At 71.4% G+C, this 18310-nt stretch carries 19 protein-coding genes and 1 riboswitch; of the genes, 15 read left to right on the top strand and 4 right to left on the bottom strand.

The window, feature by feature from the left end:
• Positions 1–15: 15 nt before the first annotated feature.
• Entirely contained in the window at positions 16–1212 is a 1197-nt protein-coding gene (locus tag ACFVVX_RS14180; RefSeq protein WP_387945081.1) for an NADP-dependent malic enzyme, read from the bottom strand.
• Positions 1213–1795: 583 nt separating this feature from the next.
• Between ACFVVX_RS14180 and ACFVVX_RS14175 the strand changes: the two genes are divergently transcribed.
• The 5 genes from ACFVVX_RS14175 to ACFVVX_RS14155 all read left to right on the top strand — a co-directional run bounded on the left by ACFVVX_RS14175 (position 1796) and on the right by ACFVVX_RS14155 (position 6671).
• Positions 1796–2719 carry an ABC transporter substrate-binding protein gene (locus ACFVVX_RS14175; RefSeq protein ID WP_387945079.1) on the top strand — a complete coding sequence of 308 codons (924 nt, stop codon included), beginning with the start codon at positions 1796–1798 and terminating at the stop codon, positions 2717–2719.
• Between the two features lie 519 nt (positions 2720–3238).
• Positions 3239–4165, top strand: a complete 927-nt coding sequence (locus ACFVVX_RS14170) for an ABC transporter substrate-binding protein (protein WP_387945077.1) — start codon at positions 3239–3241, stop codon at positions 4163–4165.
• A gap of 37 nt (positions 4166–4202) precedes the next feature.
• Positions 4203–5177 (top strand): amino acid ABC transporter permease, encoded by a 975-nt coding sequence (locus ACFVVX_RS14165; RefSeq protein ID WP_387945075.1) that lies wholly within the window; start codon positions 4203–4205, stop codon positions 5175–5177.
• Entirely contained in the window at positions 5174–5974 is an 801-nt protein-coding gene (locus ACFVVX_RS14160; RefSeq protein ID WP_387945073.1) for an amino acid ABC transporter ATP-binding protein, read from the top strand. Before ACFVVX_RS14165 ends, ACFVVX_RS14160 begins: the two co-directional genes overlap by 4 nt.
• 112 nt (positions 5975–6086) lie before the next feature.
• Positions 6087–6671, top strand: a complete 585-nt coding sequence (locus ACFVVX_RS14155) for a CGNR zinc finger domain-containing protein (protein ID WP_387945071.1) — start codon at positions 6087–6089, stop codon at positions 6669–6671.
• 74 nt (positions 6672–6745) lie between these two features.
• Here the strand turns inward: ACFVVX_RS14155 and sodX are convergent, their stop codons facing one another.
• Positions 6746–7186 (bottom strand): nickel-type superoxide dismutase maturation protease, encoded by a 441-nt coding sequence (gene sodX / locus ACFVVX_RS14150; protein WP_387945069.1) that lies wholly within the window; start codon positions 7184–7186, stop codon positions 6746–6748.
• Positions 7187–7371: 185 nt separating this feature from the next.
• On the opposite strand from sodX, the gene sodN reads away from it, so the two are divergent.
• The 8 genes from sodN (at position 7372) to ACFVVX_RS14110 (ending at position 13749) form a co-directional block, all read left to right on the top strand.
• Complete coding sequence (gene sodN, locus ACFVVX_RS14145; protein ID WP_387945067.1) at positions 7372–7767, top strand: superoxide dismutase, Ni; 396 nt, start codon at positions 7372–7374, stop codon at positions 7765–7767.
• 136 nt (positions 7768–7903) lie between these two features.
• Positions 7904–8023, top strand: a riboswitch (cobalamin riboswitch).
• 188 nt (positions 8024–8211) lie between these two features.
• The gene (locus tag ACFVVX_RS14140; protein ID WP_387945386.1) at positions 8212–9189 is read left to right on the top strand and encodes a FecCD family ABC transporter permease; all 978 of its coding nucleotides are present in this window, start codon (positions 8212–8214) and stop codon (positions 9187–9189) included.
• Positions 9189–9980 carry an ABC transporter ATP-binding protein gene (locus ACFVVX_RS14135; RefSeq protein WP_387945065.1) on the top strand — a complete coding sequence of 264 codons (792 nt, stop codon included), beginning with the start codon at positions 9189–9191 and terminating at the stop codon, positions 9978–9980. Before ACFVVX_RS14140 ends, ACFVVX_RS14135 begins: the two co-directional genes overlap by 1 nt.
• A gap of 8 nt (positions 9981–9988) precedes the next feature.
• On the top strand, positions 9989–10984 hold the full coding sequence (locus tag ACFVVX_RS14130; RefSeq protein ID WP_387945063.1) for an ABC transporter substrate-binding protein: 996 nt from the start codon (positions 9989–9991) through the stop codon (positions 10982–10984).
• A 65-nt stretch (positions 10985–11049) separates the two neighbouring features.
• Entirely contained in the window at positions 11050–11451 is a 402-nt protein-coding gene (locus ACFVVX_RS14125) for a nuclear transport factor 2 family protein (RefSeq protein ID WP_387945061.1), read from the top strand.
• A 9-nt stretch (positions 11452–11460) separates the two neighbouring features.
• Positions 11461–11937: a GNAT family N-acetyltransferase gene (locus tag ACFVVX_RS14120; RefSeq protein ID WP_387945059.1), complete on the top strand. Its 477-nt coding sequence runs from the start codon at positions 11461–11463 to the stop codon at positions 11935–11937.
• A gap of 244 nt (positions 11938–12181) precedes the next feature.
• Positions 12182–12592, top strand: coding sequence for an anti-sigma regulatory factor (locus tag ACFVVX_RS14115; protein WP_387945057.1), 411 nt, complete (start codon positions 12182–12184; stop codon positions 12590–12592).
• A 161-nt stretch (positions 12593–12753) separates the two neighbouring features.
• Positions 12754–13749, top strand: coding sequence for an RNA polymerase sigma factor SigF (locus ACFVVX_RS14110; protein ID WP_387945055.1), 996 nt, complete (start codon positions 12754–12756; stop codon positions 13747–13749).
• A gap of 129 nt (positions 13750–13878) precedes the next feature.
• Here ACFVVX_RS14110 and ACFVVX_RS14105 read toward each other — a convergent pair whose 3' ends face one another.
• The gene (locus tag ACFVVX_RS14105; protein WP_387945053.1) at positions 13879–14307 is read right to left on the bottom strand and encodes a hypothetical protein; all 429 of its coding nucleotides are present in this window, start codon (positions 14305–14307) and stop codon (positions 13879–13881) included.
• A gap of 50 nt (positions 14308–14357) precedes the next feature.
• Between ACFVVX_RS14105 and ACFVVX_RS14100 the strand changes: the two genes are divergently transcribed.
• Complete coding sequence (locus ACFVVX_RS14100; RefSeq protein WP_387945051.1) at positions 14358–15329, top strand: diacylglycerol/lipid kinase family protein; 972 nt, start codon at positions 14358–14360, stop codon at positions 15327–15329.
• 369 nt (positions 15330–15698) lie between these two features.
• Positions 15699–15950: a WhiB family transcriptional regulator gene (locus ACFVVX_RS14095; protein ID WP_014138019.1), complete on the top strand. Its 252-nt coding sequence runs from the start codon at positions 15699–15701 to the stop codon at positions 15948–15950.
• Between the two features lie 464 nt (positions 15951–16414).
• Here the strand turns inward: ACFVVX_RS14095 and ACFVVX_RS14090 are convergent, their stop codons facing one another.
• Positions 16415–17935, bottom strand: coding sequence for a sensor histidine kinase (locus ACFVVX_RS14090; RefSeq protein ID WP_387945049.1), 1521 nt, complete (start codon positions 17933–17935; stop codon positions 16415–16417).
• Positions 17936–18310: the final 375 nt, after the last annotated feature.

Genomic DNA, 18310 nt, shown 5'->3' with positions numbered 1-18310 from the left:
TGTGCCGCAGGGCGGTCAGCGGCGGGCGACGCCCTCGGCCCGGGCGGCCTCGGCCACGGCCTTGGTGACGGCCGGGGCGACCCGCTCGTCGAACGGCGAGGGGATCACCCGCTGCGGCGTCAGCTCGTCGGCGACCACGTTGGCCAGCGCCTTCGCGGCGGCCAGCTTCATGCCCTCGGTGATCCGGGTGGCCCGGACCTGGAGCGCGCCGGCGAAGATGCCGGGGAAGGCCAGCACGTTGTTGATCTGGTTCGGGAAGTCGCTGCGCCCGGTGGCGACGACCGCCGCGTACTTGTGCGCCACCTCGGGGTGGATCTCCGGGGTGGGGTTGGCCATCGCGAAGACGAACGCGCCCTCGGCCATGGTCGCGACGACCTCCTCCGGCACGGTGCCGCCGGAGACGCCGATGAAGACGTCGGCGCCGGCCATCGCGTCGGCCAGCGAGCCCTTGACGCCGGTGCGGTTGGTCAGCGCGGCGATCTCGGCCTTGACGTCCGTCAGGTCGCCGCGGCCCTCGTACACCACGCCGCGGCGGTCGCAGACGGCCACGTCGCCGATGCCGGCGGCGACCAGCATCTTGGCGATCGCGATCCCGGCCGCGCCGGCGCCGGAGATGACCGCGCGCAGCGAGCCGATCTCCCGGCCGGTGACCTTGGCGGCGTTCCACAGCGCGGCGGTGGTGACGATCGCGGTGCCGTGCTGGTCGTCGTGGAAGATCGGGATGTCCAGGGCGTCCTGGAGCCGGCGCTCGATCTCGAAGCAGCGGGGCGCGGAGATGTCCTCCAGGTTCACGCCGCCGAAGGAGGGGGCCAGCCGGACGACGGTCTCGACGATCTCCTCCACGTCGGTGCAGGCCAGCGCGATCGGGACGGCGTCGACGCCACCGAACTGCTTGAACAGGATGGCCTTGCCCTCCATGACGGGCAGGGAGGCCTCCGGGCCGATGTCGCCGAGGCCCAGCACCGCGGTGCCGTCGGTGACGACGGCCACCGTGTTGGCCTTCCAGGTGTAGTCGTTCACCAGCTCGGGCTGCTCGGCGATGGCCGTGCAGACCCGGGCGACACCGGGGGTGTAGGCGAGGGACAGGTCGTCCGCGTCGCGCACCGGGACGGTCGCCCGGACCTCCATCTTGCCGCCGCGGTGGAGCGCGAAAACGGCGTCGACCGGATCGTCGGTGTCCTGAGTGCTGCTGTGGATGATCTCCGCTGCCACGATGACCTCTTCGTCATTGATCAGCGAGGACGCGTGGCCGACGGGCGGACGACCCCGGCCGGAAACCGGAAACCGGGTCGCCGAAGCGGACCCGGGGACGGGGGTCGGGGCGCTGCCGTCGGGGCGGCGCCCTCGGGTGAGGGTTGTGTTTCTAGTTGTCTGCGCTGTGCTTTCGGGCCGAGCGTAGGTCGAACGACGGCATCGCACCTATGCCTTTTCGTCCTCGTCACGTGCATTTCATCAGCCTTGCGGCCAAATGACGGCGCCGGGCGTCTTCAGGCGCCGGGCTCCGGCGGCGGCAATGGCGAGAAAGTACACGCACCCGCAGGAGTGAACTGCAGACACGGAGGGAATCCGGTGCCTCGGATGCGGAGTCGGCGTCGTGGACTTCCGTTCCTGCGCACCCCGAGCCTGTCGCGACTCGGCGGTCTGGGTTCGAGCGTCGGGGGTCACCCGGTACCGAATTCTGACATACCCGCCGCCCGGCCCGGCAGGGTGGGATGGGAGGATCCCTTTTCCGCCACCTTGCGTACACCCCCGCGCCGCTGTGGCGACACCACACCCCTCCCACAGGAGCCTCCTCATGCACCACCGCCCCCACCTGCGCCGCCCGGCCGCCGCCTGCGCGGCGCTGGCCACCGCCGGAGCCCTGCTGCTGACCGGCTGCGGCGGCGGCCAGGAGACTGCCAAGGACCCGGTCCAGGAGATCCGCGGCAAGGTCCCGAAGGCCCAGCGCTCCGCCGGTGTGCTCAGGATCGGCACGGACCTCAACTACGCCCCGGTGGAGTTCCGGGGGGCGGACGGCAAGCCGGACGGCCTCGACCCGGAGATCGCCACCGCGCTCGGCAAGATCCTCGACCTGCGGATCGAGATCGCCGACACCCCGTTCGACAAGCTGATACCGAACCTGCACGCCAAGCAGTACGACATGGCGATGTCCGCGCTCAGCGACATCCGCCAGCGCCGCGACGGCACCGACGAGGCGGGCAAGCAGGTCAACCCCGGCGTGGACTTCGTGGACTACTTCATCGCGGGCACCTCGATCATCGTCCCGAAGGGCAACCCCAAGGCCATCCACACCCTGGACGACCTCTGCGGCCGGACGGTCGCCCTCCAGCAGGGCACCACCCAGGACGAGATCATCGCCCGCCAGGTGCTGGCCTGCGCCCGGACCGGCAAGCCCCTCACCGTGCACAAGTTCGACAACGACGCCAAGGCGCTCGCCGAGGTCGCGTCCGGCGCCGCGGCGGCCGGCCTCAACGACTTCCCGGTGGCCGCCTACGCGGCGAAGAGCACCGACGGCGGCACCCGCTTCGAGGTGACCGGCGCGCAGTCCAAGTCCAACCCGTACGGGATCGCGCTGCGCAAGGAGGACACCGCGCTGCGGGACGTGATGGTCAAGGCGGTCGACCAGCTGATCCGCAGCGGCGAGTACGACAAGATCCTCGCCAAGTGGAACGTGAGCGCGGGCGCGGCCCAGAACGCGGTGGTCAACGGCGGGATCTGAGCCGGATCCGAGCCGGATCCGGGCGGCATCCTTGCGGGCCCGAACAGGGTCCCGCGGAGGGGATCCGAGGGGCAGGGGCCGCCCCCACGCGGGCGGCCCAATCCCGCAGGCCCACGGGCGGGCCTCCGGGCACAGTGCAGGGAGATCTGCATACTTATACACAGGGTGACAGGGACACGGTATTCGTCCGAATAGCGGACAGCGCGGGCCCCCGTTATCCGATTTTGATCTGAATGAGGGCCACCCGACCGTCATCAGATGGCAGGATTCCCCCCATCTCGGATCGAGCCGGCCACTGGTCGAGGCGGTTCGGTCAACGTCCACCTCGGCGGAGGGTGGCGACAGCAGCACCAGGCACCACCCTGCGCACCTCCTGCCCAGGCCACGCACGACCGGCCCCGCCCGTACGACGACGTACAGCGAAACGCACCCGTACAGCGACGTACGACCTGCCGCCCCGGTGTGCCGCTCCCCCGCGGCGCGCTCCGCCCGACCTCTCCCTCAGGAGGAGATCCCCCCATGACCGCCCGTACCCAGCGCACCCGTCTCCTCGCGGCCGGCGCGGTAGTCGCGTCCGTCTCGCTCGCCCTGACCGCCTGTAGCAGCAGCACGGACGACGGCGGTGGCGCACCGAACGCCGGCGCCAGCATCAGCGCGGTGAAGGCCGACGACAAGCTGGTCGCCCTCGTCCCCGCCGACATCAAGTCCTCCGGCAAGCTCGTGGTCGGCGCCGACGCCTCCTACGCGCCGGACGAGTTCAAGGACGACAGCGGCAAGATCATCGGCATGGACGTCGACCTGGCCAACGCCATCGCGGCCAAGCTCGGCCTCAAGGCCGACGTCCAGGACTCGGGCTTCACCGCGATCATCCCGGGCATCCAGTCGAACAAGTTCCAGCTCGGCATGTCGTCCTTCACGGACAACAAGGAGCGCGAGCAGATCGTCGACATGGTGACCTACTTCAACTCCGGCAGCGCCATCGCGGTCAAGAAGGGCAACCCGGACAAGATCGACCCCAACGACCTCTGCGGCAAGAAGGTCGCCGTCCAGACCGGCACCACCCAGGCCGACGAGATCAAGGACACCCGCAACCCGGACTGCGTCAAGGCCGGCAAGCCGGGCATCCAGAACGACGGCGACAAGTTCGACCTCCAGACGGACGTCACCAACGCCGTCGTCTCCGGTCGCGACCAGGCGCTGATGGCCGACTCCCAGGTCGTGGACTACGCGATCAAGCAGTCCGGCGGCCAGCTGGAGAAGGTCGGCTCCACCTACGGCGTCGCCCCCTACGGCGTGGCGCTGGCCAAGGGCTCGCAGCTCACCCCCGCCGTGCAGGCCGCCGTGCAGTCGCTGATCGACGACGGCACCTACAAGCAGATCCTCGCCAAGTGGGGCGTCGAGGCCGGCGCGATCGACAAGTCCACCGTCAACGGTGCCGTCAGCTGACCGTCCGCCTGCCTTCTCTCTCCCCCGAGGCCACACCGTGAACTCTCTGGACAAGGGGAAGGCGGACAAGGGACGGCCTGAGACCATCAAGGCCGTCCCGGTCCGCCACCCCGGACGCTGGGTGGGCGCCGTCGTCATCGCCGTACTCGCCGCGATGCTGCTCAGCGCCCTCTTCACCAACCCCGCTTTCAAGTGGGACATCGTCGGGAAGTACCTCTTCCACGACAGCATCGTGCACGGCATGCTCGTCACGCTGGAGCTGACCGCGCTCGCCATGGTCATGGGTGTGGTCGGCGGCATCATCCTCGCGGTGATGCGGCTCTCCCCGAACCCGCTGCTCTCCGGCACCGCCTGGATCTACATCTGGATCTTCCGCGGCACCCCCGTGCTGGTGCAGCTGGTGTTCTGGAACTTCCTCGGCCTGATCTGGGCCAAGCTCTCGATCGGCGTGCCGTGGGGACCGGAGTTCTGGTCCGAGTCCACCAACGTCCTGATCCCCACCTTCGTCGCCGCCCTGCTGGGCCTGGGCCTCAACGAGGCCGCCTACATGGCGGAGATCGTCCGCGGCGGCATCCAGTCGGTGGACGAGGGCCAGTCCGAGGCCTCGCACGCGCTCGGCATGAGCCGCTTCACCACCATGCGCCGGATCGTCCTGCCGCAGGCCATGCGGGTGATCATCCCGCCGACCGGCAACGAGACCATCTCGATGCTCAAGACCACCTCGCTGGTCAGCGTCATCTCGCTGGAGGAGATCTTCCGGGCCGGCCAGGTGATCTACTCTCGGACGTACCAGAACATCCCGATCCTGATCGTGGTCAGCCTCTGGTACCTGTTCTTCACCTCGCTGCTGACCATCGGCCAGTACTACATCGAGCGGCACTACGCCCGCGGCTCCAACCGGACCCTCCCGCCCACCCCGCTGCAGCGACTGCGGCGCATGTTCGCCGGGAAGCCCACCCCGAAGACCAGCACCGACGTGGTCCCGGGGCTTGAGGGAGGTGGTCACGTATGACCGATCTGACCAAGACGCCCGCCGACGCCGTCGCCGGCGGCCCCATGGTCCGGGCCGAGGACGTCCACAAGTCCTACGGGTCCGTCCAGGTGCTCCGGGGCATCGACCTGGAGGTCCGGCAGGGCGAGGTGTTCTGCCTGATCGGTCCGTCCGGCTCCGGCAAGTCGACCTTCCTGCGGTGCATCAACCACCTGGAGAAGATCAACGCCGGCCGCCTCTGGGTGGACGGCGAGCTGGTGGGCTACCGGCAGAAGGGCGACCGGCTCTACGAGCTCAAGGAGAGCGAGGTCGCGCTCAAGCGCCAGGACATCGGCATGGTGTTCCAGCGCTTCAACCTCTTCCCGCACATGACCGCCATAGAGAACGTCATCGAGGCGCCGGTGCAGGTCAAGGGCGAGAGCCGGGCCGCCGCCCGGGAGCGCGGGATGGTCCTGCTGGAGCGGGTCGGCCTCTCCGACAAGGCGAAGAACTACCCGTCCCAGCTCTCCGGCGGCCAGCAGCAGCGCGTCGCGATCGCCCGCGCGCTCGCGATGAAGCCCAAGCTGATGCTCTTCGACGAGCCCACCTCCGCGCTCGACCCCGAGCTGGTCGGCGACGTCCTCGACGTCATGCGCGGCCTGGCCGAGGAGGGCATGACGATGGTCGTCGTCACCCACGAGATGGGCTTCGCCCGCGAGGTCGGCGACGCGCTGGTGTTCATGGACGGCGGTGTGGTGGTCGAGGCCGGCAACCCGCGCGACGTGCTCACCGACCCCCAGCACGAGCGCACCCGCGCGTTCCTCTCCAAGGTGCTCTGAGCGCACCCCCTGGGCGCCCGGCAGGCCGGTCCTGCCGGGCGCCCTGCGTTTGCCCCGCCAAGGTAATAGGCTGGAGGCACTAAGCCCGTTACCAACGCTTGAAAGGACCACCGTGGAGCTCGCCTCGTACGCAGACCTGGCCGTTCGGCTGGTCAACACCGAGGAACCCGAGCGCGGCACCGACTCGCTGACCTCGGTGGAGGCCGTCCGCGGCCTGTTCTCCGACTCCTCGCGGGCCGCCGCGCTCGCCGACGAGGCGGACCTGCCGCGACTGCGCGGCGTCCGCACCCGGCTGCGCGGGGTCTTCGAGGCCGCCGCCGAGGGGGACGAGATCCGGGGCGTCGACCTGCTGAACAGCCTGCTGATGGAGTACCCCGTCAGCCCGCTGGTCTCCGGGCACGACTACCTGGACGATGCCGGCCGCCCCCGCTGGCACCTGCACCTCGCCGACAACTCGCCCACCGCCACCGCGCACTTCAGCGCCGTCGCCTGCATGGGCCTGGCCGTCCACCTCACCGAGCTGGGCGCCGACCGGCTCGGCATCTGCCAGGCCGCGCCCTGCCGCAACGCCTACCTGGACACCTCGACCAACCGCTCCCGCCGCTACTGCTCCGACCGCTGCGCCACCCGCGCCAACGTCGCCGCGTACCGGGCCCGCAAGCGCCTGGAGGCCCAGGAGGCCGCTGCGGCCTCCTAGGTCCGTGCGGGGTGTTTGCAAAGTCCCGCCGGGTCCGCGGCGACTTTGCGAACACGCCCTGGCCCCGAGCTGCCTCAGAACTCGTCGGGGTCCACCCAGACCCCGAGTCGGCGGGCCAGCCCCGGCACCCGGGCCAGCGGGCCGCGGAGCAGCAGCCGCTCCAGCCGCCGGCCCGGCGCCAGCCAGGCCGGGCACGGCCGCAGCCGCAGCAGCACCCGGCCGAGCACCAGCTCGTCCGGCACCGCGCCGTAGCTGCGGCTGTCGCTGTCGATCGGCCGGTTGTCCGACAGCAGCCACCAGCCCTTCGGCCGCCGGGCCCCGGCCCGCTTCACCACCAGCAGGTCCTGCTGGAACGGGTGGCGGAACACCACCACCGCACCCGGCCTGATCCGCGCGCCGTACCGGACGACCAGCTGGTCGCCCTCGCGCAGGGTGGGCACCATCGAGTCGCCCGCCACGTCGATCAGCCCGAACGGGGCGACACCCCCCGGGGTGCCGCCCTCCGGTTGCACCATCCGCGCCACGACTCCTCCTCCCGGCTCGCCGCGTCCCAGTGTGCCGTACGGACCGTCACCCGCCGATGTCCGGATTGGCCCGGTTCCGGCTCCGCCTTTTGCCCTAGGCCGACTGCCCGATCGCGAAACCCGGTGGCCGGAGGGGTAATCTCGGGCGCGGGAAGACGATCTAAGGAAGGACTCCCATGTTCTCTCGTCTGTTTGCACCGCGTGCCACCGCTCACGCCCACTGTGACCTGCCCTGCGGCGTGTACGACCCGGCGCAGGCCCGGATCGAGGCCGAGTCGGTGAAGGGCACCCAGGAGAAGTACCAGGCCAACGAGGACGCGGCGTTCCGCACCCGCGCCCTGATCATCAAGGAGCAGCGCGCCGAGGCCGTCAAGCACCACATCTCGGTGCTGTGGAGCGACTACTTCAAGGCCCCGCACTTCGAGAAGTACCCGCAGCTGCACCAGCTGATCAACGACACCCTGAAGGCCGCCTCGGCCGCCAAGGCGTCGACGGACCCGGCCACCGGCCAGGCCCTGCTCGACCTGATCGCCGAGGTCGACAAGATCTTCTGGGAGACCAAGCAGGCCTGATCGCCGCTCAGTCGCCTTCGACCGCCCCCCTCCGGCCCGCCGGACGGGGGCGGTCGTGCGTTCCGGGGCGCTCCCGGTCTTCCGAACGTTCCCGGGAGGCTCCGCCCCGGCACCGGTAAGGGTTGACCGGCCCGAGCAGTTGTTATGCTGCCAGGGCGTCCCGAGGGGGAAGTCCGGTGCGAATCCGGCGCTGACCCGCAACGGTAGGCGGGGCCCCGGCCCCGCGAGCCCGATCGCCCTGGGGCGCTGACCTCCCGACAACTCGCCGTGGACTGCGAGGGGATGGCGCTCCGGCACACCCTGATGCCCCGGCCCGCCGCCCCCGCCCGGACCACCGCCCGAGGCTAAGGCGCGCCCCCGTTGAGCACCGCAGCGACCGCACCGCTCCGCCGAATACCCGTCGTACCGCTGGCCGCCGCCCTGGCCGCGGCGCTGCTGCTGTCCATGGTCTGCGGGGTGGCCCTGGGCGCCTCCGGACTCGGCTGGGCGCGGGTACTGCGGCTGCTCGGCGCCGGACTGACGGGCGGTCGGCTGGAGGCCGAGGAGGCCGCCGCGTACGCGATCGTCTGGGAGATCCGGCTGCCGCGGACGGTGCTGGCCGCCGTGGTCGGCGCCGGACTCGCGGCCACCGGCGTCGCGGTGCAGGCGATGGTCCGCAACGCGCTCGCCGACCCGTTCGTGCTCGGCATCTCCTCCGGTGCGGCGGTCGGCGCCAACGCCGTCCTTCTGCTCGGCGCCCTCGCCTCGCTCGGGGTCTGGGCGCTGTCGGTCTCCGCCTTCGGCGCGGCCCTGCTGGCGATGGTGCTGGTGTACGCCGCCGCCCGGTCCGCCTTCGGCCTCACTCCGCTGCGGCTGGTCCTCACCGGCACCGCGATGTCCTACGGCTTCTCGGCGGTGACGGCACTGATGGTGTTCGGCGCCGCGCGCGGCGAGGCGGCCCGCAGCGCCATGATGTGGATGCTCGGCAGCCTCGGCGGGGCGACCTGGGGCTCGGTGCCGATCGCCGCCGCCACCGTGCTGGCGGGCCTGGCGTACCTGGCCTGCTCGGCCGGGCGGCTGGACGCGCTCGCGATGGGCGACGAGACGGCCGCCTCGCTCGGGGTGGACGCCGACCGGCTGCGCCGCGAGCTGTTCGTGGTGACCGCCGCCGTCACCGGCACGGTGGTCGCGGTCAGCGGCGCGATCGGCTTCGTCGGGCTGATGGTGCCGCACCTGACGCGGATGCTGGTCGGCGCCGGGCACCGCCGGGTGCTGCTGGTCGCCCCGCTCGCCGGCGCGCTGCTGCTGGTCTGGGTGGACATCGTCTCGCGGGTGGTGCTCGCCCCCGCCGAACTGCCGGTCGGGGTGGTCACCGCCGTCCTCGGCGTGCCCTGCTTCCTGCTGCTGATGCGCCGTCGCGGCTACACCTTCGGAGGCCGCTGATGGACATCGACCTCGACCGGGTCTCGGTCGACCTCGCCGGGACCCGCCTGGTCCACGACATCACCCTGAGCGCCGCCGCCGGCCGGGTGGTCGGCCTGGTCGGGCCGAACGGCAGCGGCAAGTCGACGCTGCTGCGCTGCGTCTACCGGGCGCTGCGGCCCGCCGCCGGCGCCGTCCGGCTGGGCGGCGCCGACCTGCACGCGCTCGCCCCGCGCGAGGCCGCCCGGCGGGTCGCCGCGCTGCCCCAGGAGCACTCCGCCGAGTTCGACTTCACGGTGGCCGAGGTGGTCGGCATGGGCCGGCTCCCGCACCGCGGCGCCTTCGCCGGACCGAGCGCGCAGGACGCGGAGCGCTGCGCCGGGGCACTGCGCCGGGCCGGCGCGGACCACCTGGCCGGGCGCGGCTTCCTCAGCCTGTCCGGCGGAGAGAAGCAGCGGGTGCTGATCGCCCGCGCGCTCGTCCAGGAGCCGCGGGTGCTGGTGCTGGACGAGCCCACCAACCACCTGGACATCGGCCATCAGCTGGAGGTGCTGGCCCTCGTCCGGGAGGCCGGGCCGACCGTGCTCACCGCGCTGCACGACCTCAACCTGGCGGCCGGCCACTGCGACCTGCTGTACGTGATCGAGGCCGGCCGGATCGTGGCCTCCGGGCCGCCCGCCGAGGTGCTCCGACCCGCGCTGCTGGCCGAGGTGTTCGGCGTGCGCGCCACCCCGGTGCGGCATCCGCTGACCGGCGCCGTCCACCTGCTCTTCGACCGCCTCGACCCGCTCGACCCGCTCGACCGACCCTAGGACCTCGTATGCGTACCAAGGCCGTTGCCACCGCCGCCCTGCTCACCCTCGCCCTGACCGCCTGCGGCGCGGAGATCGCCCCCGCCGGCGGTGCCGCCGCCGGCTCCGCCCACTACCCGGTGACCGTCGACAACTGCGGCGCCAAGGCGACCTTCAAGACGAAGCCCGCCCGGGTGGTGACCAACGACGTCGGCATCACCGAGCTGATGCTGGCGCTCGGCCTCGCCGACCGGATGGCCGGCTACGTGATGCCCGACGAGAAGGGCCAGGTCGACAAGGTGGCCTGGAAGGACGGCTACGCCGGGACCACGTGGCTCTCCAAGCAGCAGATCACCAAGGAGATCGTGCTGGAGGCCAGGGCCGACCTGGTCTTCGCCGGCTGGCACTACGGCTTCAGCGACGCCGACGGCTTCACCCCGCAGGCGCTCGCCGGGCTCGGCATCGACTCCTACGTGCTGAGCGAGTCCTGCCGCAGCGGCAAGGGCCCGGAGCGCGGGGTGATGTCCCCGCTGGACGCGCTGTACACCGACCTGGCCAACCTCGGCGAGATCTTCGACGTCCGCGACCGGGCCGACAGGCTGATCGCCGGGTTCAGGGCCCAGGTCGCCGCCGTACCGCAGCCCGAGCAGCGGCCGAGCGTGTTCCTCTACGACAGCGGCGAGGACAAGCCGTACACCTCCGGGCGGTTCGCCGCACCGGAGGAGATCATCGCCAAGGCCGGCGGGCGCAACGTGATGGGCGACCTCGCCGACTCCTGGACCACCGTCGGCTGGGAGAGCGTGGTGCAGCGCAACCCCGAGGTGATCGTGATCAACAACTACGGCGAGACCGGCGCCGAGGCGAAGCGGAAGTTCCTGAAGTCCTTCCCGCCGCTGGCCGGGGTCTCCGCGATCAGGAACGACCGGATCTTCGTCCTGGACTACGTCGACCTGGTGGAGAGCCCCCGCAACCCGGCGGCGATCACCGCGCTCGCGGCCTATCTGCGCGGTGTGACGGCCGGTTGACCGGCCCCGCGGCGGGCGTACGCTCGAAGGTACGAGCCGACGGAAGCGACCGGAGGAGCGACATCATGACCACCACGGCGGCGCCGCCCGCCTTCGACACCCGGGCGCTGCGCGAGGGGATCGAACGCGGCGACGCCGAGGCCCTGCTCGCGCTCTACGCCGACGACGCCGAACTGCGCATGGTCGACCGCAAGACCCAGCCCAGCCACCCGCTCGTGGTGCACGGCCGCGCGGAGATCGGCGCGATGCTGAGCGACGCCTACGGCCGCGAGACGACGCACCGGCTGGAGCAGGTGGTGCTCCAGGGCGACCACGTGGCCTTCCTGGAGTCCTGCCGCTATCCCGACGGGATCCGGGTGCTGGTCAGCTCGATCGCCGACCTGCGGGACGGCCGGATCGTCGACCAGACCTCGGTCCAGGCCTGGGACGAGAACAAGTCCTGGGACGACGGCGGACCGGCCCAGTAGGCTCGTGGCATGATCCGCACCGCCGCAGTCACCGATGTCCCGGTCATCCACGCCATGATCCGCGAACTCGCGGAGTACGAGAAGGCGCCCGAGGAGGCCGTGGCCACCGAGGAGCAGCTGCGGGAGGCGCTGTTCGGCGCCGCCCCGGCGCTGTTCGGCCTGATCGCCGAGGACGACACCACCGGTGAGCCGGTCGGCTTCGCGGTCTGGTTCCTCAACTTCTCGACCTGGCGCGGCACCCACGGCATCTACCTGGAGGACCTCTACGTCCGCCCGGAGGCCCGCGGCGGCGGCCACGGCAAGGCGCTGCTGCTGGAACTGGCGCGGATCGCCGTGGACCGCGGCTACTCCCGGGTGGAGTGGTCGGTGCTGGACTGGAACGAGCCCTCGATCAACTTCTACAAGTCGCTCGGCGCGGTGCCGATGGACGGGTGGACGGTCCACCGGCTCACCGGGGACGCACTCGCCGCCGCCGGCGCGCGCTGAGCAGCCCCTTGCAAGTCCGGTCCGACCACTGCCACCCTGTGTCGCGATGGCTTACCATGAGTGACTCCCGCACCGGGGCCGGAAACGGTAACGTCTCGGGCGGATGCGCGGCGTCCGGCCAGGGGTATGACCGGTACGTACCGCACCACCCCTCTGGACAGTTGGGGCGAAGCAGTTGAGCCAAGCAACAGACAGTGCCGCGGCCACCGGCCCGGAAGCACAGCGCGTCACCCAGGAGGTGAGGGTGTCCCAGATCGACGGCGAGCCCGGAGTGCAGGACTTCGTGGAGGTCCGGCTGCCCGCGGCGGGGGCCTACCTCTCGGTGCTGCGAACAGCGACGGCGGGGCTGGCGGCCCGGCTGGACTTCACGCTGGACGAGATCGAGGACCTGCGGATCGCGGTGGACGAGGCCTGCGCCATCCTGCTCCAGCAGGCGGTGCCCGGCTCGGTCCTGTCCTGTGAGTTCCGGCTGGTCGGCGACTCGTTGAAGGTCACCGTCTCGGCCCCGACCACGGACGGCCGGGCCCCCGAGCGGGACACCTTCGCCTGGACGGTGCTCTCCGCCCTGGCCGGCGAGGTGGACTCGTCGGTCGGCGAGGACAAGACCGTGTCGATCAGCCTGCACAAGAAGCGCGGCGGGTCCGTCGCCCACTAGTGCGGTAGCGCAGCAGCACCGAACAAGGGCCGTCCGCCCGGCACCCCGCCAGGGGCCGGCGGACGGCTCCCGGTACCGCCCACCACGCGGTACGACCAACGAGACGAATCCGGGGCCGCCCCACGGTCCCGGTGCTCCCGGAACGGAACGGGGGAATGGCCGTGAGTGATCTGGACCGTACCGGCCTCGCGACGGCGGGCCCTGCCGTACCGACCCAGGCGAGCGTTCCCGGCCTCGCCGCCAACGACGAAGCGCACCCGAAGGACGCCCACCGGATGAGCCAGCCGACCGAGCCGACGTCCGAACCGTCGCAGACGCCCTCGCCCCCGCCGTCCCCCGAGGAGCCGGCGGCCGAGGTACTGCGCAGTGCGGTGCCCGCCCAGGCCCCGCACCGCTCGGGTGCGCCGGACCGGGAGGCGGCCCGGGCGCTGTTCGTGCGGCTGTCCTCGCTGCCCGACGGCTCCCCGGAGCGCGTCGAGCTGCGCAACCAGCTGGTGCGCATGCACATCCCGCTGGTCGAGCACCTGGCCCGGCGGTTCCGCAACCGGGGCGAGCCGCTGGACGACCTGACCCAGGTCGCCACCATCGGCCTGATCAAGTCGGTGGACCGCTTCGACCACGAGCGCGGGGTGGAGTTCTCCACCTACGCGACGCCGACCATCGTCGGCGAGATCAAGCGGCACTTCCGTGACAAGGGCTGGGCGGTCCGGGTGCCGCGTCGGCTCCAGGAGCTGCGGCTGTCGCTGACCACGGCGACCAGCGAGCTCTCGCAGCGGCACGGACGCTCCCCCACGGTGCACGAACTGGCCGAGCACCTGGGGATCTCCGAGGAGGACGTCCTGGAGGGCCTGGAGTCCGCCAACGCGTACTCCACGCTGTCGCTGGACGTCCCGGACAGCGACGACGAGTCGCCGGCCGTCGCCGACACCCTCGGCGCCACGGACGAGGCGCTGGAGGGCGTCGAGTACCGCGAGTCCCTCAAGCCGCTGCTGGCCCAACTGCCGCCCCGCGAGCAGAAGATCCTGGTGCTGCGGTTCTTCCGGAACATGACCCAGTCGCAGATCGCCGCGGAGGTGGGCATCTCGCAGATGCACGTCTCCCGGCTGCTCGCCCGGACGCTGGCGCAGCTGCGGGAGAAGCTCCTCGTCGAGGAGTAGGCACCGCGGAGCAGTGCCGGAAGCAGATGTGCGCCCGGGGCCTCGGCCCCGGGCGCACACCCATGAGAAGCGCCCCCTCCACGGGGGCGGTCGACCGACGCGGCGTCAGCCTGCCGCGGCCGGCCGGGTTCAGTCCTCGCGCGGGGCGTAGAGGGTCGCCGTGACCCTCGGGTTGAGCAGCGCGCCGATGCCGACCAGCCCGAGCAGGCCGATGACCGCCGCGGCGGCGATCATCGGGCCGCCGCTCTGCCCCATGTAGTAGGCGACCGGCAGGCAGATCGAGTTGGTGAGCAGTGCCGGGCTGCGGCCCCAGCGCCGCCCCTTGAGCAGCGCCTGGCCGGCCAGCAGCGGGAAGACGCCGAGCAGCACGATCAGCAGCCCGCCGAACTCGTGCAGGCCGAGGTTCTTCGCGCCGGAGGTCAGGGCGTGCACCATGTCGAGGACGCCGACGACGGCCAGTGCGGCGCCCTCCAGCGCGGTGATGGCGGCGCCCACGACCAGGGGCACGGGCCGGGCCGGGCCGGACGCGGGTACGGGTGCGGAGGATTCTGCGGTCACTCCAGCAGGGTAGCCGCCGGTTGGTCCGTACCGACCCGTAGGCTGAGCACATGCGCGCTCTCCTGGTCGTGAACCCGAAGGCGACCACCACCAGTGGCCGCACCAGGGACGTGCTCATCCACGCCCTGCGCAGCGACCTCAAGCTGGAGGTCGCCCAGACCGAGTACCGGGGCCACGCGCGCGACCTGGCCCGGGAGGCCGCCGAGGACGGCGCGGTCGACCTGGTGGTGGCGCTGGGCGGTGACGGCACCGTCAACGAGGTGGTCAACGGACTGCTGGCGCACGGGCCGGGCGAGAAGGTCCCCCGGCTGGCCGTGGTGCCCGGTGGTTCGACCAATGTCTTCGCCCGCGCGCTGGGCCTGCCCAACGACCCGGTGGAGGCCACCGGCGCCCTGCTGGACGCCCTGGAGCACCGCCGGGAGCGGCCGATCGGCCTGGGCAAGGCGATGACCGACGGGCTGCCGGACCGCTGGTTCACCTTCACCGCCGGCCTCGGCTTCGACGCCGGTGTGGTCGGCCGGGTGGAGGAGCAGCGCAGGGCGGGGCGCAAGTCCACGCACGCGCTCTACATCGGCCAGGCGCTCCGGCACTACGTCACCCAGCGTGAGCAGCGCAGATCGGGCCCGGTCACCCTGCAGATGGCGGGCCACGAGCCCGTTCCGGGCCTGGTGCTGGCGATAGTCAGCAACACCTCTCCGTGGACGTTCCTGGGCAACCGCCCGGTCTATCCGTCCCCGCTCGCCTCCTTCGACACGGACCTCGACATCTTCGGCATCACCCGGATGACGGCGTTCGGCACTGCTCGAACGGTCCGTCAGATCCTGCGGTCGTACGGGCCTTCGAGCAATGACGCCCGGCCTGTCGGCCCCTCCGGGAAGCACGTCGTCTCCTATCACGACGCCCGACACTTCACCTTGGTTTCAGAGGAACCGGCCCCGTTCCAGGTGGACGGGGACCACCTTGGAGACAGGAGTCGCGTCAGTTTCACAGGCGTACGGCGGGCACTGCGTGTGATTGTGTGACCGGAAGGGGGGTTCGCCCTTCTTCTCGAACGCACAAGCCCCCTTCACTCCATAGAAGTACTGGCTGTGAGCTAGGCGACACCGAAGAATCAAAAATTCCTCCCTGAAGGGGGTTGTATCCGGGCCCGAGGTTTGCGAACCTCTACATGGCGATCGGGACACATCGCAGCGACGGCAACCTCAGACCCTGACGGGGGCCGACCGCGGAGTGTCCCTCGAATCGCCGAATCCCTCCCCAGCACAGACCACCCGGGCCCGATGGGCCTTTGGTCTCTTTTGCTGTTGCGGGATTCGTGAAAGCGTTCACATTCACAAGCCATCGATTATGCCGATCGGGTGACCCCCGCCGGCAGGAGGAGTTGGACGACCATGGACTGGCGCCACCGCGCTGTCTGCCGCGAAGAGGACCCGGAGCTTTTCTTCCCGATCGGGAACACCGGTCCTGCTCTGCTGCAGATCGAGGAAGCCAAGGCCGTGTGCCGCCGCTGTCCGGTCATGGAGCAGTGCCTGCAGTGGGCGCTCGAGACCGGCCAGGACGCCGGCGTCTGGGGCGGTATGAGCGAGGACGAGCGTCGCGCGATGAAGCGCCGCGCTGCCCGCAACCGCGCCCGCACCGCCTGATCACACGCCGCATTACCAGCAGTGACCGCATTGCCGATCAACTCATGATCAAGGGCTTCCCTGCACTTCCTGGTGAAGCCTTCCGCACAAAGGACCTTGTTCCATGAGGTCCGACGACACCGGGCCGCCCAGGCACTTGATACTGTTCACTTAGAGCAATATTGTGGAGCTGTGGCGCTCACCGTGTGCAACGCACTGGTGAGGTGTCGTCCCACCTAGAGCCCCCGCTCCGGCCGACTCCCCCCGACGGCCGGAACGGGTTGAGAGGCCCTGCCGACCCACCCCCCCCGGTCGGCAGGGCCTCGTTTCTGTTTCCGCCCGTACTCACGCTCCGCCCGGGGGCGTCCGCGGGCCCGGGTTCCGGCGCGCCGGGGCAGGGTGCGCGGAACCCCGGCGCGCCGGGGCAGGGTGCGCACGCACGGCGCCCTCCCCGGACACGCGCCCCCTGCGTACCCCTCGATGCATCAGGGCACCGGGATCTCCAGGATCACCTTGGTGCCGCCGTTCGGCCCCGCCACCATGTCGAAGGTGCCGCCCAGCTCGCCGGTGGCCAGGGTGCGCACGATCTGCAGCCCGAGGTTGCCCGCCGTCTGCGGGTCGAAGCCCTCCGGCATGCCCCGGCCGTCGTCCTGCACGGTGATCAGCAGGTACTCCTCCGGCCGCGCGCCGCCGTTCCAGCTGTCCGACCAGCCCATACCGGTGGCCGGCGCCCGCCCGCGCAGGGCGGAGACCTCCAGGTTGCCGGAGGCGGACGGGCCGAAGGCGTGCTCCAGCGCGTTCTGCAGCAGCTCGGTCAGCACCATCGACAGCGGGGTCGCCACCTCGGCGGAGAGGATGCCGAAGCTGCCGCTGCGGCGGGTGGCCACCCGGCCGTCCTGGGACAGCTCCATCACCATCGCCAGCACCCGGTCGGCGATCTCGTCGAAGGCCACCTGCTCGTCCAGCGCCTGGGAGAGCGTCTCGTGCACGATCGCGATCGAGCCGACCCGGCGGACCGCCTCGTCCAGCGCGGCCCGGCCGGCGTCGGAGTCCATCCGGCGGGACTGCAGCCGCAGCAGCGCGGCCACCGTCTGGAGGTTGTTCTTCACCCGGTGGTGGATCTCCCGGATGGTGGCGTCCTTGGTCATCAGCTCGCGGTCGCGCCGGCGCAGTTCGGTGACGTCCCGACAGAGCACCAGGGAGCCGGTCAGGGTGCCCTTGGGCTTCAGCGGGATGGCCCGCAGGGTCACCACCCCGCCCTGCACCTCCACCTCGGTCTGGCGGGGCGCCCAGCCGCTCGCCAGCTTCACCAGCGCCTCGTGCACGGCCGCCCGGGAGGGCGGGACGAGCTCGGCGGTGGCCCTGCCCAGGTGGCTGCCGACCAGGTCGGTGGTGAGGCCGAGCCGGTGGTAGGCGGAGAGCGCGTTGGGGCTGGCGTAGGTGACGACGCCGTCGGCGTCCAGCCGGATCAGGCCGTCGCCGACCCGGGGGGCGGCGTCCATGTCGGCCTGGTCGGCCCCGGGGAACGGGAAGGTGCCGGCGGCGATCATCTGGGCCAGGTCGGAGGCGCTCTGCAGGTAGGTGAGTTCGAGCCGGCTGGGGGTGCGGACGGTGAGCAGGTTGGTGTTGCGGGCGATCACGCCGAGCACCTTGCCCTCGCGCCGGACCGGGATCGACTCGACCCGCACCGGCACCTCCTCGCGCCACTCCGGGTCGCCCTCGCGCACGATCCGCCCCTCGTCGAAGGCGGCGTCCAGCAGCGGCCGGCGGCCGCGCGGGACGAGGTGGCCGACCATGTCGTCCTGGTAGGAGGTCGGGCCCGTGTTGGGCCGCATCTGGGCCACCGAGACGTACCGGATGCCGTCCCAGGTGGGGATCCACAGGACCAGGTCGGCGAAGGAGAGGTCGGAGAGCAGCTGCCACTCCGAGACCAGGAGGTGGAGCCACTCCACATCGGCACCGGTCAGGGTGGTGTGGCGGCGGACGAGTTCGTTCAGCGAGGGCACATGGCGAGCGTAGCTCCAGCCGTGCGGGCGGGGCCCCTCGCACCCGTCCGGCGGGGCGCCCGCCAAGTTGTCCAGACCAATTTTCGGGGAGCCCTGGACAACCCAGATTGGTCTAGTCCACAATGAAAGGGCACCAAGGAGAGGCCACCGCGCAACTGCCCTGACCGCGCGCGGCCGCTCCTCGGTCGGACGCCGTCGAGCGAGGACCCCGCACAGTTCTCGATCGGCCCGGCGCCCGACGACAGCTCCGGGCTGCGGTGCCGCATGGGCTGAGGGTCCCGTGTCGGCGCCGTGGCCCGTAGTGCTTTCCGGACCCGCGCACCTCCCCGTGCGGCGCAGAACGCCGAACCCCCGTCCACAGGCTGTGGACGGGGG

The sequence above is a fragment of the Kitasatospora sp. NPDC058170 genome (assembly GCF_042883905.1).
GTDB lineage: Bacteria > Actinomycetota > Actinomycetes > Streptomycetales > Streptomycetaceae > Kitasatospora.
Note: the sequence above shows the minus strand (reverse complement) of the source record. Positions and strands in the feature narration are given on the sequence as shown.